The organism is Flexithrix dorotheae DSM 6795 (assembly GCF_000379765.1).
Lineage (GTDB): Bacteria > Bacteroidota > Bacteroidia > Cytophagales > Flammeovirgaceae > Flexithrix > Flexithrix dorotheae.
Genome location: NZ_KB903448.1, coordinates 58,093 through 74,488, shown reverse-complemented (window position 1 = coordinate 74,488; position 16,396 = coordinate 58,093). Strand labels below are relative to the sequence as shown.

General features: G+C 37.3%; 13 protein-coding genes. 4 read left to right on the top strand and 9 right to left on the bottom strand.

From position 1 onward, the window contains the following. Positions 1–52: 52 nt before the first annotated feature. The 7 genes from A3EM_RS0120165 to mce form a co-directional block, all read right to left on the bottom strand. On the bottom strand, positions 53–1,213 hold the full coding sequence (locus A3EM_RS0120165) for a methylmalonyl-CoA mutase family protein (protein WP_157637986.1): 1,161 nt from the start codon (positions 1,211–1,213) through the stop codon (positions 53–55). Positions 1,214–1,277: 64 nt separating this feature from the next. Then, positions 1,278–3,464 (bottom strand): methylmalonyl-CoA mutase, encoded by a 2,187-nt coding sequence (gene scpA / locus A3EM_RS0120160; RefSeq protein WP_020530054.1) that lies wholly within the window; start codon positions 3,462–3,464, stop codon positions 1,278–1,280. 129 nt (positions 3,465–3,593) lie between these two features. After that, on the bottom strand, positions 3,594–4,748 hold the full coding sequence (locus A3EM_RS0120155) for a sodium ion-translocating decarboxylase subunit beta (protein WP_020530053.1): 1,155 nt from the start codon (positions 4,746–4,748) through the stop codon (positions 3,594–3,596). 176 nt (positions 4,749–4,924) lie between these two features. Continuing rightward, the gene (locus A3EM_RS0120150; RefSeq protein WP_020530052.1) at positions 4,925–5,347 is read right to left on the bottom strand and encodes an acetyl-CoA carboxylase biotin carboxyl carrier protein; all 423 of its coding nucleotides are present in this window, start codon (positions 5,345–5,347) and stop codon (positions 4,925–4,927) included. A 50-nt stretch (positions 5,348–5,397) separates the two neighbouring features. Continuing rightward, positions 5,398–5,763 carry an OadG family protein gene (locus A3EM_RS43080; RefSeq protein ID WP_020530051.1) on the bottom strand — a complete coding sequence of 122 codons (366 nt, stop codon included), beginning with the start codon at positions 5,761–5,763 and terminating at the stop codon, positions 5,398–5,400. A gap of 124 nt (positions 5,764–5,887) precedes the next feature. Further along, complete coding sequence (locus A3EM_RS0120140) at positions 5,888–7,450, bottom strand: acyl-CoA carboxylase subunit beta (protein ID WP_020530050.1); 1,563 nt, start codon at positions 7,448–7,450, stop codon at positions 5,888–5,890. Positions 7,451–7,456: 6 nt separating this feature from the next. Next, positions 7,457–7,867 carry a methylmalonyl-CoA epimerase gene (gene mce / locus A3EM_RS0120135; protein ID WP_020530049.1) on the bottom strand — a complete coding sequence of 137 codons (411 nt, stop codon included), beginning with the start codon at positions 7,865–7,867 and terminating at the stop codon, positions 7,457–7,459. A gap of 802 nt (positions 7,868–8,669) precedes the next feature. Here mce and A3EM_RS0120130 point away from each other — a divergent pair. Both A3EM_RS0120130 and A3EM_RS0120125 read left to right on the top strand, forming a co-directional pair. Then, on the top strand, positions 8,670–9,083 hold the full coding sequence (locus A3EM_RS0120130) for a MaoC family dehydratase (protein ID WP_020530048.1): 414 nt from the start codon (positions 8,670–8,672) through the stop codon (positions 9,081–9,083). Between the two features lie 81 nt (positions 9,084–9,164). Further along, on the top strand, positions 9,165–10,712 hold the full coding sequence (locus tag A3EM_RS0120125) for a DUF4301 family protein (RefSeq protein WP_020530047.1): 1,548 nt from the start codon (positions 9,165–9,167) through the stop codon (positions 10,710–10,712). Between the two features lie 254 nt (positions 10,713–10,966). Here the strand turns inward: A3EM_RS0120125 and A3EM_RS46045 are convergent, their stop codons facing one another. Continuing rightward, the gene (locus A3EM_RS46045; protein WP_020530046.1) at positions 10,967–11,884 is read right to left on the bottom strand and encodes a DUF4178 domain-containing protein; all 918 of its coding nucleotides are present in this window, start codon (positions 11,882–11,884) and stop codon (positions 10,967–10,969) included. A 639-nt stretch (positions 11,885–12,523) separates the two neighbouring features. Here A3EM_RS46045 and A3EM_RS46040 point away from each other — a divergent pair. Together A3EM_RS46040 and A3EM_RS0120100 are read left to right on the top strand one after the other, a co-directional pair. Beyond that, the gene (locus tag A3EM_RS46040) at positions 12,524–13,312 is read left to right on the top strand and encodes a tetratricopeptide repeat protein (RefSeq protein ID WP_157637985.1); all 789 of its coding nucleotides are present in this window, start codon (positions 12,524–12,526) and stop codon (positions 13,310–13,312) included. 280 nt (positions 13,313–13,592) lie between these two features. Next, entirely contained in the window at positions 13,593–14,378 is a 786-nt protein-coding gene (locus tag A3EM_RS0120100) for a tetratricopeptide repeat protein (RefSeq protein ID WP_020530042.1), read from the top strand. A gap of 60 nt (positions 14,379–14,438) precedes the next feature. Here A3EM_RS0120100 and A3EM_RS46035 read toward each other — a convergent pair whose 3' ends face one another. Further along, a complete protein-coding gene (locus tag A3EM_RS46035) occupies positions 14,439–16,181 on the bottom strand; it encodes a T9SS type A sorting domain-containing protein (protein WP_020530041.1) in 1,743 nt (580 codons plus the stop codon). Between the last annotated feature and the right edge of the window lie 215 nt (positions 16,182–16,396).

Below are 16,396 nucleotides of genomic sequence, written 5' to 3'. Positions count from 1 at the left end.
AAAGAAGAATCAGGTAAAGAGATCAAGTGGAAAACGAAAACTTATTTTCTACCTAGACACTTTCTGAAAATAACTTCCAGGATTTCTCCGCAAGCTGGTCTGTGAGATTTTCTATGTAATACGATCCAGCTGCAGGATCAGCAACTTTATCCAGATAGGCCTCTTCTTTTAAAATATTGGACACATTTCGGGCAATCCTTTCTGCAAAATCATCTGATTGTTCAATGCCCAGGTTGTGAGGTAAAACGGTTAAGGAGTCACAGCCCCCAATTATGGCAGACATGGCCTGATTTGTATTCGAAAGCATATTCAGGTAAGGATCGGCCTTGGTTTCCTCATTTACAGTGATGTGGGTATTTACATGAATTTTTACATTAGGGTATTGGAAACTATCCAAACCATAAACCCGGGCTATTTGCACAATTAAAATTTTTAAAGCTCTTAGCGCAGCGATTTCAAAAAAGTAGTTGTTTCCCGAGTCCCAGCTAAATTGAATTTGTTTAAAAATCTGATCGGGTTCAAAACTTATTTCTCTTAATTTTTCAATAAGCTCAACCCCTGCAGTAAGCACCTTTGAAATACTTTCCTGATAATTTAAACCTTCCCTGTTCACAGTAAGAATTAATTTGAATCCGGGTAAACTGGTTAATAACTCGAATGATTCGGCAAAATCTTCGGTAGAGATATCTTCGAAATTGAAATTTAAAGTACCTTGGAGGGTTTCCGGATTGAAACCTGCTTTTTCAGTATAAGAAATAATATGTTTTAATAAAGCCATGGGAGAATAAATACCTTTGAATCCTATGCTGCAATAAGGCAACTGAATTCCATCAATTAACTGGCTGAACTCTCCTCTGTTCAGGTTTTTGGGAAGAGAGAAAACTATTCCATCTGCTCCATTATTTAGGGCTAATAAGGCTTTCCTGTTTGCTTCTCTTTTGTCTTTTACTGGAATTTCCGGAAGATTAAGCCATTGTCTAGGTCCTGTTTCTGGTTGATTTTCCTGCATACCTGAATTACTGATTTGCTTCAAATATTCCAAACCATTTAAATCTTCATGGTTATAAAAAGGATTGACTTTAAAGCCTTCTTTTGTATTCCATACTACTTTTTCTTCATAATTAGCTCCCCTCAAATCTTTTTCAATTTTGCTTTTCCAGGCGGCTTTATCTACCTGTTCAAATTCGTGAAATAGTTTGCCATTATTTTCCATGATGCGATTTTTCAAGTCTTTAATAAAATAATTTTTGACTCTGGAATTTGCCAGTTCTTTTTTTTTATTCGGCAAATTCAGCAAGTAAGTCTTCAAGAATTTTGCTTGCTGCAACTGAAATGACCGTTCCCGGACCGAATACTTCTACTACACCTGCATCGTATAAAAAATCATAGTCCTTTGGTGGAATTACTCCTCCTGCTACAACTTTTATATCCTCTCTGCCAATCTTTTTTAACTCATTGATTAATTGGGGAATTAAAGTTTTATGACCGGCAGCCAGAGAAGAACAACCAATAATATGCACATCATTTTCAGCTCCCTGCCTAGCCACTTCTTCAGGAGTCTGGAAAAGTGGACCGACATCTACATCAAAACCTAAATCGGCAAAACTGGTGGCAATTACTTTTGCTCCCCTGTCGTGACCATCCTGTCCCATTTTCGCCACCATTATTCTTGGTCTTCTGCCATCCAGTTCAGCGAATTTATCTGAAAGCCCTTTGGCTTTTTTGAAGTCATCATCATCTGCTGCCTCATTGGAATAAACTCCAGAAATAGACCGAATGGTAGCCGTAAACCTGCCAAATACTTTTTCCATAGCATCGGAAATCTCTCCTAAACTGGCTCTTTTTCTTGCTGCATCTACCGCCAGTGCCAGTAGGTTTTCATCATCATTATTAGGATTATCCGTATTGTTTTTCTTTTTCTCCGCACAAGCCGTGATTGCCTTCAAAGCTGCCTGAACATCCGCTTCATTCCTTTCTGCTCTCAACTTTTTAAGTCGTTCTAATTGAGACTGCAAAACCGCTTTATTGTCCACTTCCAGTAAATCAATTTCTTTATCTTCTGCAGTTTTGTATTTATTTACGCCCACAATCACATCTTTACCTGAATCTATTCTGGCTTGTCTTCTGGCAGCGGCTTCTTCAATCCGCATTTTGGGAATACCGCTTTCTATAGCCTTAGCCATTCCTCCCAACTCTTCTACTTCCTCCATCAAAGTCCAGGCACTTTTCACCAGTTCCTGAGTTAAATGCTCCACATAATAACTTCCTCCCCAAGGATCTACCACTTTACAAATATCAGTCTCCTGCTGAATGAATTTTTGGGTGTTTCTGGCTATTCTGGCAGAGAAATCAGTTGGTAGGGCAATGGCTTCATCCAAAGAATTGGTATGTAGTGATTGGGTGTGTCCAAGTGCTGCTCCCATTGCTTCCACATAAGTTCTGGCCACATTATTAAAAGCATCTTGCTCTGTAAGAGACCAGCCTGAAGTTTGGGAGTGTGTCCGTAAAGCCATTGACTTGGGATTCACAGGGTCGAACTGTTTCACAATTTTTGACCATAATAACCGGCCTGCTCTCATCTTGGCTATTTCCATAAAATGATTCATTCCAATTGCCCAGAAAAAGGAAAGTCTGGGTGCAAAATCATCTACTTTTAAGCCTGCTTTTATTCCCGTCCTGATATATTCCAAACCATCGGCAAGGGTATAGGCCAATTCAATATCATTGGTAGCTCCGGCTTCCTGCATATGGTAACCACTGATACTGATCGAATTGAATTTTGGCATGTGTCTGGACGTATAAGCAAAAATATCGGCAATGATTTTCATGCTGGGCAGGGGAGGGTAGATGTAGGTATTTCTCACCATAAACTCCTTCAGAATGTCATTTTGGATAGTCCCGCTTAATAATTCTTTTTTGACTCCCTGTTCCTCTGCAGCTACAATATAAAATGCCATAATGGGAATTACTGCCCCGTTCATGGTCATAGATACTGACATTTTATCCAGGGGAATCTGGTCGAAAAGGACTTCCATATCCAGAATAGAATCGATGGCTACACCGGCTTTTCCTACATCTCCAACTACTCTCGGATGATCTGAATCATAGCCACGGTGGGTAGCCAGGTCAAATGCTACTGAAAGTCCTTTCTGACCGGCAGCCAGGTTTCTTCTATAAAATGCGTTGGATTCTTCCGCAGTACTAAAACCGGCATATTGTCTGATGGTCCAGGGTCTCAAAACATACATGGTCGAATAGGGCCCCCGCAGGTAGGGAGGCAGTCCGGCTGCAAAATTTAGATGATCATAATCTTTGATGTCCTCAGAGAAATAGGCAGGTTTTACCGTAATTTTTTCTGCAGTATTCCAGTCTGGAAAATGGTTGTTTTTAGCATTCGAAGCGGGAGAATTTTTAATTTCCTCCCTAATTTTATCGAAACTAATATTTTTAAAATCAGGCTTCATAACTTTTGTGTTTTGAGGTTATAAAAATGATAACCCGTAAAGCAATTATAGCTAAATATTATGGCAATTTCTCTAATATGAATAAGTCGTGTTATCAAAGTGACTTGTCAGATTAAAAAAACTATTTATTTAAAGTAAAAAACTCATTAATATACCAGCAGCTACAGCAGATCCGATTACGCCTGATACATTAGGTGCCATGGCATGCATCAGTAAGTGATTGGTTGGGTCGGCTTTCAAACCTTCATGTTGTACAACCCTTGCGCTGTCAGGCACTGCTGAAACACCAGCTGCTCCAACCAGCGGGTTGATTTTGTTCCCTTCATTTAAGAATAGGTTCATAATCTTGGCGAAAGTGATTCCTCCGGCCGTGGCAATAATGAAAGATAATGCCCCAAGAACAAAAATCAGAATAGATTGTGGAGTCAGAAAAACATTGGCCTGAGTTGAAGCGCCAACTGTTACTCCTAGTAAAATGGTTACAATATCAATTAAGGCATTTCTAGCTGTATCGGCAAGTCTTTTAGTCACCATCGATTCTTTTAATAGGTTTCCAAAGAACAGCATTCCCAATAATGGCAGGGCTCCGGGTGCTAAAAATCCGGTTAATAATAATCCCAGAATCGGAAAAATAATTTTTTCCTCTTTTGAAACAGTTCTTGGAGGCTTCATCCTGATTTTTCTTTCACTTTTATTGGTTAATAACTTCATGATTGGTGGCTGAATAACCGGAACCAGAGCCATATAAGAATATGCTGCAATGGCTATTGGTCCAATTAAGTTTTTAGTGCCGTTCAGTCCATTTGCCAATTTGGAAGAAAGAAAAATGGCGGTTGGGCCATCTGCGCCTCCTATAATGCCAATGGCAGCCGATTCCTGCATATTAAATCCAAGAGCCAAGGCTCCCAGGAAGGTAAGGAAAATTCCTATTTGTGCTGCAGCTCCTAAAAGCATTAATCTCGGGCTGGAAATTAAGGTGGAAAAATCAGTCATGGCTCCAATGCCCAGAAAAATCAAAGGAGGATAAACCCCTTTCAAAACTCCCTGATATAAATAATTAAGTACACTGCCTTTTTCATAAATTCCCAGACTTAGCCCTGCATTTTCCACAAAGGGAATGTTACCTATTAATATACCAAACCCAATTGGAACCAGTAAAAGCGGTTCGTATTCATATCGGATAGCCAGAAAAATGAAAAATAAACCCACCAGGATCATGATGACATGGCCAATGGTTACATTGGCAAATCCTGAATATTCGTAGAATTGAAGTAATCCGTCCATAGCTTTTTAGATTGGGGTAAAATGCCTGAAATTAGGATGAAATCTGTGTCTCAGGAGTTCTTTTAGTTTGTTGTTTGTAGTTAAATAAACCCGGTTAATATAGTATCCTCTCGCATGGGAACTGGCTTTTTGAAAGCGAAATGAAAATGCTTAATATTAAAAGCTCAGGAACTTAATTATTCAATTTCAATCAGTACCTGCCCCTGCAAAACACTTTCGCCTACCGTGACTTTTATGGATTTCACTTTTCCGGATAATTCAGCCAAAACCTTATTTTCCATCTTCATTGCTTCCATTACCATCAATACCTGCTCTTTTTTCACTTCATCGCCTTCTTTTACCATTATTTCAAGAATATTCCCAGGCAGAGGTGCTTTTACCTGGCTTAGAGAAGCCTTTTTAGATAAAGGATTCGGTGCCGAAGTGGGTTTAGGTGTTTTTGCCCTCACCAGCTTAGGTGTTTTGGATGCTTTTACTTCTTTATGAAGCTCTACCGAATATTGAGTGCCATTTACCTCCAGTTCAGCCACATTATCTTCCAGTGACTTCAAACTGACATTGTAAGTGTTGCCATTTATGGTGAATTTATAATCTTTCATTTTTTTAGATTTATAGATTTTAAATCGGTAATCTCAAAGCCGCTTTTTCTCTATTTCTTTTGATGATTCAGCATCATTCTGCCCATTGTTCCATAGATTTTTGAATTCCAGGGTGAATAGGATTTGGATACCTTATTGATGGTTAAAATGGTTTCTTCCTCATCGTGTAATTCTTCAAAATATAAAATCAGCGCAGTAGAAATGGCAGCATTTACTTCCCCGGAAATCGCCAGTCTTTTTTTTATTGGCTCATGTTTCTCCACAATCTTCGATTTAGAAGGTTTAAGTAAAAAATTGAGCAGTCGGGGGAGATTATTAAAAACCAGAAAAAGCAAAACCAACGCGGCAAAAACAATGAAATAACCCACCAGTGCAATGGTTAGTCCTTCTTCGGTTATATTGGAAAAATCAAACATGGTCAAATATGATTTTGGTTATTTTTACTTAAAAAAAGTCAAAGCAATTCCATGCTAAACCCGAATAGTTTAGTTGATTTAAAATACAGTTAAACTGTGTTTTAGAGATGATTTATGCTATTGTTTATAATGGAATATTTCCATGTTTTTTAGGAGGATTTAGATCCTTCTTAGTTGCAAGAGTTTCAAGAGCTCTTATAATTCTGAACCTTGTATTTCTGGGTTCAATTACATCATCAATATAACCGTATTGGGCTGCCTGATAGGGATTGGCAAATTTGTTACGGTATTCATTTTCTTTTTCAGCAATAAATTCAGCTTTTGCTTCATCGCTTTCCATTCCTTTCAATTCCCGGAAATGCAGTACTTCGATTGCTCCCCTGGGTCCCATTACCGCAATTTCTGCTGTTGGCCAGGCATAATTGATATCACCTCTCAAGTGTTTGGAACTCATTACATCATAGGCCCCACCGTAAGCTTTTCGCAGGATAATTGTAATTTTCGGAACAGTTGCTTCACCATAAGCATAAAGTAATTTGGCTCCATGAAGAATGATTCCGCCATATTCCTGGGCACTTCCTGGCAAAAAGCCGGGAACATCAACCAGTGTGAGAATAGGAATATTAAATGCATCACAAAACCTGACAAACCTGCCTGCTTTTCTGGAAGCTTCAATATCCAATACTCCGGCAAGGTAATTTGGCTGATTGGCCACTATCCCCACAGACTTTCCATTAAACTTGGCAAACCCTATTACCATATTTCTGGCATATTGCCTGTGTACTTCCAGAAATTCCCCGTCATCTGCTATAGAATAAATAATATCCTTTACATCGTATGGGATGTTAGGGCTGTCTGGGATAATTTCGTTCAGTGAATCTTCAAGCCGGTCTATTGGATCAGAACAAGGGGTGATGGGTGTTTCCTCGAGATTATTTTGTGGAAGATAGGATAACAATTTCCTTAATATTGAAATACCTTCTTCTTCATGTTCCGCTACAAAGTGGGTCACTCCAGATTTGGTGGCGTGGATAGTAGCTCCTCCCAATTCTTCTTCTGTAATGTCTTCACCTGTTACTGTTTTGGAAACCTTAGGGCCTGTTACAAACATGTAACTGGTTTTGTCGGTCATTAAAGTAAAATCGGTAAGGGCTGGTGAGTAAACCGCTCCACCGGCACAAGGACCAAAAATAGCAGAGAGTTGGGGAATCACTCCGGAGGCCATAATATTTCTTTGGAAAATATCGGCATAACCTGCAAGACTTCTCACACCTTCCTGAATTCTTGCTCCTCCGCTGTCATTTATCCCAATTAAAGGTGCCCCTACTTTCATGGCCTGATCCATAATTTTACAAATTTTATTGGCATAGGCTTTTGAAAGTGACCCGCCAAATACGGTAAAATCCTGGAAGAAAACATAAACCACCCTGCCATCGATAGTGCCATGGCCAGTGACTACTCCATCCGATAAGTATTTGATTTTGTCGAGACCGAAATCGGTCGTGTGGTGGGTTACAAACATGTCATACTCCTCAAAACTTCCCTCATCCAGTAACATTTCTATTCTTTCTCTGGCAGTAAATTTACCTTTTGCATGCTGAGCTTCAATCCGCTTTTGCCCTCCTCCCAGGCGAGCTTCCTCCCTCTTTTCAATGAGCTCCTTGATTTTGTCTGTGTTAGATCCCATGGTTTATTATTCCTCTTTTTTTTCGCAAAGTTCTGTGAGTACTCCATTAGTGGATTTCGGATGTAGAAAAGCAATTTGAAGGCCTTCTGCTCCTTTCCTTGGAGTTTCATCTATTAACCGGACACCTTTTTCTTTTACCGTTTGAAGTTTATCTTCAATTTCGTTTACCGCAAATGCAATGTGGTGCATGCCTTCTCCTTTTTTCTCAATGAATTTTCCAATAGGTCCGCTGGGGTCAGTAGATTCTAATAATTCAATTTTTGTCTGGCCAACTTTAAAAAATGCCGTTTTTACTTTCTGGTCCTTTACCTCTTCAATGGCATAGCATTTCATTCCGAGTATCTCTTCATAATATTTAATGGAGGCTTCCAGGTCTTTTACAGCTATACCGATGTGTTCTATGTGGGTGGGTATCATGTGAATAAGTAGTTAAATAAAAGTAATTTGTGAAATTGTAGCTAAAAATAACTGCCTACAATATAAATATTCTCAAATTATAGTTTAGCACAGCAACTGAAATATTGATTCAGGTTTTTGCCAACAGCTCAAAGGTATATAGCGCATTAAGGTTTTTATATGATGCCAGTCAGCTTTTAGGCTAATTATCCCATTGAAAAATTGACTTTAAAGCATAAAAAATATGATGAAAAGCAGATTTAATGAATTGCAATGTTGGATAAGCGAATATGTGATTTATTTAAAATGGTTTAAATGAAAAATAGAGGGGTTTTTAGGGGAAATAGAATCGTTTAGACAATTACGAAAACAGGAAGGGCTATAAAACAAAAAAGAGCTTCGTTAAAAACAAAGCCCTTAGTCTAGTAAATATGAAAATGAAAAATCTTTAAATTCGCCCGTAGGCTAAAATTTTATATCTTTAAAGGTTTAAAACCTGTTTTATCTATTTGGTGAACCATTTAATTAATGATTACAATACAAAAGTACATTCGAGTGAGCAAATATCAAAATCGTCTAAGCGAATATGTAAATAAATAATGTGATTTTTAACTTTTTTTAATAGTATTTCTTACGTTTAACTAAATTTATTTGTCTGGTTTTGTGGTTTTTTATTTTTGTATTTGTGTTTTTTTTAGGTTATTATATTATTAATCAGGTTATTCCTTTTATTTATTTTTGTTGAGTTAATTTTTTAGATTTTTTTTAAAAAATATCATTAAAATTACGCTTTGTAAGGTTTTTTCATTTATCGTTAACATTTATGTCACATAAAATTAAGGTAGGAGATAGTTACGAATACGAGTTTTCATTTTCACAGGAAGATGTTGAAGCATTTGCAAAAGTTTCAGGGGATAATAATCCCGTCCATCTGGATGAGGAATTTGCCTCGAAGACGATATTTAAGCAGCCCATTATTCATGGATTTCTATCTGCCAGTGTATTTTCGAAAGTTCTGGGCACAGATTTTCCCGGATTTGGTTCTATATATTTGAAGCAAACCATGGATTTTCTCAGGCCTATGTATGTAAATTTGAAATACAAAGCTAAATTTACAGTGGAGGAAATAAATGAAGCCAGGCATCAGGCTGTCATTAAAACTGAGGTGGTAGATTTAGAAAAAGGGAAAACAACAATTTCTGGTTCAGCTACTGTGATGCACAAAGAAAGAATTTAAGGTAGAATATTATCTTTTTAATGATCTACAGGAATTTCACTATCCTCAGTAAAATTGATTTATTAACCAAAAAATATATAAATGTTTTCGGAAAAAGAATTAGACCAGTTTACCGCACAGGGAATTGAAGTTTCAGCGATTAAATCACAGATTGAAAATTTTAGGAAAGGATTTCCCTTTCTAAAGGCAGTAAAAGCTGCCACACTTGGAGATGGTATAATTTCCTTATCTGAAAATGACATCAACAATAGCGGAGAATTGTATGATCAATTATCAGAGGAACTAGAAGTGCTGAAATTTGTGCCTGCCTCAGGTGCGGCAAGCCGGATGTTTAAGGCATTATTTTCCTTTGTGGACACTTATTCAGGTTCGGAGGAAGATTATAAGAAATACTTTAGTGATAAAGGAACCAATTCGATTTTTGCCTTTTTCAAACGACTGGATGACTTTGCCTTTTATGAAGATTTAAAAAAATATTTTGAGGAAAATGGTGCTTCACTGGAGCAACTTCACCTGCAGAAAGAATTTGTAAAAATCCTTGAGGCGCTTTTGAACGAAGATGGCCTGAATTACGGAGGATTACCAAAAGGCTTACTGAAATTTCATAATTATGAAGATAAAGCCAGAACCCCTTTTGAAGAGCATCTGGTGGAAGGAGCAAATTATTGTAAGGATAAAAAGGGAAGGGTAAACTTGCATTTTACGGTTTCGCCTGAGCATGAAAGCAAGTTTAAGGAAAAACTGAATGAAGTGGTGGATGCTTATGAGAAGGAGTTTAGAGCCATTTTTGACATTTCATTTTCCCAACAAAAAAAATCCACAGATACCATTGCAGTGGATATGGATAATGAGCCTTTCAAAGAAGAGGATGGAAGTATTTTATTCCGGCCTGGAGGACATGGAGCCTTAATCGAAAATCTGAACGATTCGAAAGCAGATATTATATTTATTAAAAATATAGATAATGTGGTGCCTGACCGATTAAAAGGAACCACCTATTTGTATAAAAAAGCCTTAGGTGGTGTGCTTTTAAAATTCCAGCAGAAAACATTTGAATATTTAAAATTGATAGAGGCTGGTGAAGTAGATTCAGGTAAATTGGCGGAGATTACCAGTTTTGTTGAAAAAGAGCTTTGCATTTTACCTCCTGAGGGTTTTGCTAACAAATCGGACGAGGTAAAAATCGATTATCTTAAATCGAAACTAAACCGGCCAATCAGGGTTTGCGGAATGGTGAAAAATGAGGGAGAGCCAGGGGGAGGACCTTTCTGGGTAGAAAATTCTGATGGCACAACTTCTTTACAAATAGTGGAAAGTGCCCAACTGGATATGGAGGATGAAGCTCAAAAGGCTATTGCCATGGGAGCCACTCACTTTAACCCGGTAGATTTAGTTTGTGGGGTGAAAGATTATAAAGGAGAGCAATTCAACTTACTAGAGTTTAGAGATCCTTCTACAGGATTTATTTCTTATAAATCAAAAAATGGGAAGGAATTAAAAGCACAGGAATTGCCCGGACTATGGAATGGGGCAATGGCCTTTTGGAATACCATTTTCCTTGAAGTACCGATTATTACTTTTAATCCTGTGAAAACGGTGAATGATTTACTTCGGGATGAACACCAGTAAATTACATGCCTATTAAGATACAAAAAAGGCATTTCCTAAAAAAAAAGCCCTTGCCAGAAGCAAGGGCTTTTTTTATTCTGTTTATACTACCTACCTTAAATCGATATACTTATTATTATTTAAATTTTGTGCCAAATGCCAAAAGTTCTCTAAATACCTGCTATTGGTGTTTTTAGAGAGAAATGTTGTGGTTTGGAGTCTCACCTTGTAGAGAATTTCTACACAATGTGTGGAATTTGGAGCACAATGAAGGTTTAGTGGACTGGAAGAATATCAGAAAATTCGGTGGAGGATTTCAGGCTTCCGGCAAATCCTTTAAATTCATTTACTCCGATTTGCTCAACCCTGAGGTAATTTCTTCTGGAATCATCAAAATATTCCCATGAAATTATTTTCTTTCCAATCGATTTGCTGGAAAGATTAAATTCAAAACCTTGTTTTTGGGTTTCCCGGTAATATCTCTTTCCCTGAAAAACCAGGGCATTGGATGGTCGCTTATATTTGAAAATATCAGATTCTAAATTTTCATTAATTGCGTAAATATTGATGGGTTTTCCTGTGATTATCAGATAACTTCCTTCTTCTTTAATGAGGTGAATCACAGCCCTTTCATGGCTCTGACCGGATAATACAAAACTTCTTTCAGTTAAACCATTCTCCCAGTCATACTGTTTTTCAGTGATTACCTTCCAGGTTTTTAAGTCAAAATCAAGCATAAATCCGGTTTTCAGGTTATTTACTTTTAGATTGGAAGGATCGTAACTGATATTCAGTTTTCTGGGTTCATTGGCCAATATTGGTTTTTGAGGACCTTTTTTAATAGTTCTAAGGCCGTATTTTACAAAAAGCCTTCCCAGTTGCTCTTTGGCAATACCATAATTTTGTTTTCTTACCAATCCAGGGAGCCGGAAAAAGTCTATGAGGGTCCAGAGGCCTAATCCACCTATGGTCAGCCAGAAGATGATTTGGGTAAACCATTTTCCCCTGTATCCATAGGCTGCACCTATCATTATATGAAAGATATAAGCCAGTATTAATGATTTCTTTTTAGTGCTAAATTCAAATAAAAATTCTTTTTGACCACTTTCAGGCAGTTCCGCAAGCCTGTCCTGCAGGGTAAGTGGCAATTGATTAATTATATTGTTTGATTCAAATTCGGCTAATTCGTTCATTCAAAAATTCGGTAAGTAATTGCATCTAATAAAATTGGGATTAACCCTCATTGGGCTATAAATATAAGGTTAAAATAAATGAGGTGGAAAATTTCTTTTCTGAATGGAAAAATTTCTGTTTGGGGAGCTAGAAAGTGACTGATTTTAACGGATTGGAATGAAGGTAAACAACAATACTTATATTTAATGTTGGGTCTTTTTTCTTTGGTGAGAGCCTGAAATAGGGTAAAGTACTTCTTCATGGTTTGGAACCATGACTACACGAAAAAATTCAGGGACTTTCAAAAGGTTATCGGTAGTGGTCAGGTATCGCTTAGGACAAGAGTTGCAATCCCAAAGTTTTGATTTAAAAAATTAGTCTGCATTAGTTTTATTGATAAAAATTTGTAAATTTAGACAAGCAACCAAACTACAAATGGTAATTAATACTATCCTCACCAACTACACAAATTTTCAGGTTGCTTGTATGGAGTCCTTCAGCTAATTGGTAACAAATTAAACTTCCCTTTTAAGATTACCCTTTCAACCAAAGGAGTGAATGCGCCTGTGTTTAATCCGTCTTATGAAGGATTATGCCTTGTTGTTCAATTTCCCCCATCACTAACCTGTTTTTCTGAAAACTAAAAACCCAATTTAATTATGAAAAAGTTAATGAATCGTGTTATGCTTTATGCATGTATGATCTTTTTCCTGGCTCCATTTTTTGCCTCCGCACAGGATTTAATGCCTGTTACTGTCGATTCCAAACAAGCACATGAAATCTTTAATGAAGCTTTTGAGGCTGGATGGGTAGCAGATTTCGGGACTTTCACCGATAATCTGGAAATGGCCTTAGAGACCGATCCTGATTTTTTTATTGGTAATTTATATGCTGCTATGTGGTATAAAAATATTGGAGATATGGAGAGATTTGAAGAATATGCCAACAAAGCCATCGAACAAAAAGAAAATCTTAATGAAGATGAGCAACATCTTTGTGCCGGCCTGGAATTAATGCTTAATGATAAAGCAAAAGAAGCCACTCCTCATTTTGAAGTAGTGGCAGCAAATTATCCCAAAGATTTTAAAGCGAATGCCTATCATGGTTTTCAGCTGTTTTTAGCAGGAGAATATGAACAGTCGATTGCACAACTGGACAAAATGCTGGTGATCAGACCGGAAATGGAACCAATGATCCATAATATGAAAGGCTACAATTATCTCAAAGCAGAACAATTTGAAAAAGCAGAAGCTTCCTTCGATAAATACATTGAATTAAATCCTGATCATCCAAATCCTTATGATTCTAAAGGAGATTATTTTATGGCGGTGAAAGATTTTGCCAATGCAGTAGAAATGTTTAATAAGGCCTACGAAATGGACAATGAAAACTTTGAGTTTTCGAAGCAGAAAGCTGATCAGGCTAAGAAAATGATGGAGGGAAATTAGAATCATTATTTTTTCAGGAAAGGGTATATAAAAATGAATATACCTTTTTCTATTTTTTTGAAAAACCAATAGCAATTCCCAATGTATCCCAAAAATGCTTTTTCATAGCAAGGTCTTCGGTAAAGGCATTGTGTAAATCGAAATTGGGAGGCTTAAAAGACACAGTGACAGGAAAACGAAGACCAAGCTGAGACAACCTGTCCGGAACATCTTTTTTATCACATTGGAAATTGTTGGAAAACTAACCTGTTTTTTCTAAAAACCATTAAATCAATAGATTATGAAAAAAATACTGAATTTTTCTATGCTTTATGCATGTATGGTTTGTGTACTTTGGCCTGAGTTTGCTTTGGCCCAAACTGAAATGCCCATTACGGTAAATTCTGAAGAAGCACTGGAAGCTTATCATGAAGCTTTACAAACGGAATGGGATGGCAAAAGAACTCAAAGCCAGGAAAAATTAGAAATGGCTCTCGATTTAGATCCTGATTTTTTTATGGCATATCTTTTTGGAGCCATGCGAGCAAAAAATATGGGGGATATGGAGACATTTGAAGAAATGGCTGGAAAAGGAATCGATTTAAAAGATAATTTAAATGAAGATGAAAAACATTTGTGTGCAGGGCTTGAGCTAATCCTGAATGATAAAGCGGGAGAAGCTTCCCCTCATTTTGAAGTGGTAGCCGCAACATACCCTCAGGATTATGATGCAGTGGCTTATCATGCTTTTCAATTGTACATGGCCAAAGAACATGATCAATCGAATAAATATTTTGCAAAATTACTTGAAATCAATCCTGAAAGGACTGCTGTCTATAATATGATGGGGTATAACTATATGTTTGCAGAACAGTTTGAAAAAGCGGAGGCCTCATTCGATAAATATATAGAGACAAACCCAGATCACCCCAATCCCTATGATTCTAAAGGAGATTATTTCATGGCTGTAAAGGATTTTGCAAATGCAGTGGAAATGTTTAATAAAGCCTACGAAATGGATAAGGAAAATTATGAGTTCTCGAAAAAAAAGGCTGATCAAGCCAGGAAAATGATGGAAGGGAATTAAAACAAAATGGCTGCTATTTATTGGTGTTGGGTGTAGAATTAGTTTTCTACACCCTTTTTTTTATTCTTTTATAAATTTTTTAATGAGGGGGATTTCATTTCCAGCTTCAAGCTCAAGGATGTAAAACCCTTTCTGTAGCTCACTAATATCCATTAGTATTTCCCCATTTATTCCCTCCGAAAAAGTATTGCCTAAAATAAGTTGCCCCTGATAATTCAATATTTTAACTCCAACTGGTTTGTTTGGATTGATATTTTTTAAATCAATTTGAATCTGGTTTTGAGCCGGATTGGGAAATAATTCAAAGTCAAAAATTTCTTTTTCTGTGGAGGTAACTCCTGTTATAATATTGCCAGAATAATTAATACTACTAATCCATTGCACACCAGAACTTATGGGGTCCAGCCATGCTTTTAGCCCTCTGTCAGGTCCGTCATCCTCCTCTCTGGGATCATCAGGTACAATATTCGATTCCCAATGGTAGGACATTTTGCCATAGTAATCAGGCCTTCCATCTTTGTCGCAACTGGCGTTCCCTCCCGTAAGCGTGCCTACGATTTGCCCACCTAGATTAAATATGGGAGACCCTGAAGAGCCTGGTTCTGTAGCTCCTTTGCCATTTTCTGTTTGGGTCCAGATGACTTTCCAATGGGTATCATCCACTTCATCTCCGAAAGTTCCCGATTCAAGTGGTGTATTGTAGGTAGATATTTTTTTTGCATCCCCCTGTGGATGGTGGATAGAAACACCACTTCTGCTCGGCATTTCACTTATATCCCATCCGGCAAAAACAGGCTCATATTCTATTGGAATTTGTTCTTTCAATTCAAGTAATAAAAAGTCGGAGCCTTCTTCTCCTCCCTTATCATTGCTATGGGAAACCGGAGTTGCGCCTACCATGGTATTTCTGGGTAAATCTCCTTCGGTAAAGGCTCCCTGGCAACCATCTATTTCGTAATTAAAGAAAAATATCCACTGATCGAAATCTTCCTGAGGAATAAGCCTTTTTGAAAAATCATTCATGCCACAATGCATGGCAGTAAGAAAGTAAGGTGTAAAATCGTATCGGGTATTGTTGATGACACTTCCGGAACACCAGCCGATATTATCCCGGTTCCTTAACAAAATCCTTACTACTGATTTCCTGGTATCTGTCCATAAATCCCCTTCCGGACAACCTACATTTACATGACAACTGGCTGCATCTCCAAAGCTTTTGCGATTGTCCCTTGCTTCCACAAATCTGTAAGCATAACCCAATTCTGCGATTTCAAGGATTCCTTTTCCTTTTTGTAAAGCAGGCTCATAGTATTCTATTACCGCAACTTCTCCATGAATAAAATCGGTGGCAAATCGTCCTGAAACCGTATTGTTTTCAGCCGTAAAAGCTCCTAAAACTTCATATTTATCCTGGCTGTATATGAATAATTTTCCTCCTTCCGGAATGTGGAAATTATTAAAATAAAAATTAAGGCCTTTGGCTCCTTCAGATTTTACCTTTATACGCCAAATTCTGTCTCCGTTGTGAAGTACAGCCCATTCTCCACTGTTTTTAGGAGAAATATTTAAGGGAAGCAATCTGCCAATATTTGGAATATTTCCCTCAGCTTCAAGCACAAGGTCTTCTGCCGCTATCAGCTCTAAATCAGGCTTTTGGATAGTTTTGGTGGTTACATCCTGAACAGGAACTACATTGGATAGAAAACTAGTTGGTATTTCATTTTGACTGATTTGACCAAAACAAATGGTTGGAAAAATGAATAAAGTAATGCTGGCGAAAAGTTTTGAAAAAATATTTTTCATTCTTGGTGAATAGGGGAAGAAATGGTGTTAACCGTTCAAAAAAATCTTTGGTAAAAAAGTCGGTTGAAGTTTTAAGTAATTATTTATACAAATAATGGGCAAGTTACCCCACTATTGTCTTTAAAAATAGTACCAGAATAAAAATTATTTATCTTTTTATCCCAAAAGGGTTATGTTGTGAATTGTAATAGGTTGTTTGACTAAAACGGAAACCG

Bases quoted from the DNA above. Each gene is read 5' to 3' on its own strand.
- A3EM_RS46035 (WP_020530041.1), bottom strand. From the start codon at position 16,181: ATGAAAAATATTTTTTCAAAACTTTTCGCCAGCATTACTTTATTCATT.
- A3EM_RS46045 (WP_020530046.1), bottom strand. From the start codon at position 11,884: ATGAACGAATTAGCCGAATTTGAATCAAACAATATAATTAATCAATTG.
- A3EM_RS46040 (WP_157637985.1), top strand. From the start codon at position 12,524: ATGAAAAAGTTAATGAATCGTGTTATGCTTTATGCATGTATGATCTTT.
- A3EM_RS43080 (WP_020530051.1), bottom strand. From the start codon at position 5,763: ATGTTTGATTTTTCCAATATAACCGAAGAAGGACTAACCATTGCACTG.
- A3EM_RS0120130 (WP_020530048.1), top strand. From the start codon at position 8,670: ATGTCACATAAAATTAAGGTAGGAGATAGTTACGAATACGAGTTTTCA.
- A3EM_RS0120155 (WP_020530053.1), bottom strand. From the start codon at position 4,748: ATGGACGGATTACTTCAATTCTACGAATATTCAGGATTTGCCAATGTA.
- A3EM_RS0120100 (WP_020530042.1), top strand. From the start codon at position 13,593: ATGAAAAAAATACTGAATTTTTCTATGCTTTATGCATGTATGGTTTGT.
- A3EM_RS0120140 (WP_020530050.1), bottom strand. From the start codon at position 7,450: ATGGGATCTAACACAGACAAAATCAAGGAGCTCATTGAAAAGAGGGAG.
- A3EM_RS0120165 (WP_157637986.1), bottom strand. From the start codon at position 1,213: ATGGAAAATAATGGCAAACTATTTCACGAATTTGAACAGGTAGATAAA.
- scpA (WP_020530054.1), bottom strand. From the start codon at position 3,464: ATGAAGCCTGATTTTAAAAATATTAGTTTCGATAAAATTAGGGAGGAA.
- mce (WP_020530049.1), bottom strand. From the start codon at position 7,867: ATGATACCCACCCACATAGAACACATCGGTATAGCTGTAAAAGACCTG.
- A3EM_RS0120125 (WP_020530047.1), top strand. From the start codon at position 9,165: ATGTTTTCGGAAAAAGAATTAGACCAGTTTACCGCACAGGGAATTGAA.
- A3EM_RS0120150 (WP_020530052.1), bottom strand. From the start codon at position 5,347: ATGAAAGATTATAAATTCACCATAAATGGCAACACTTACAATGTCAGT.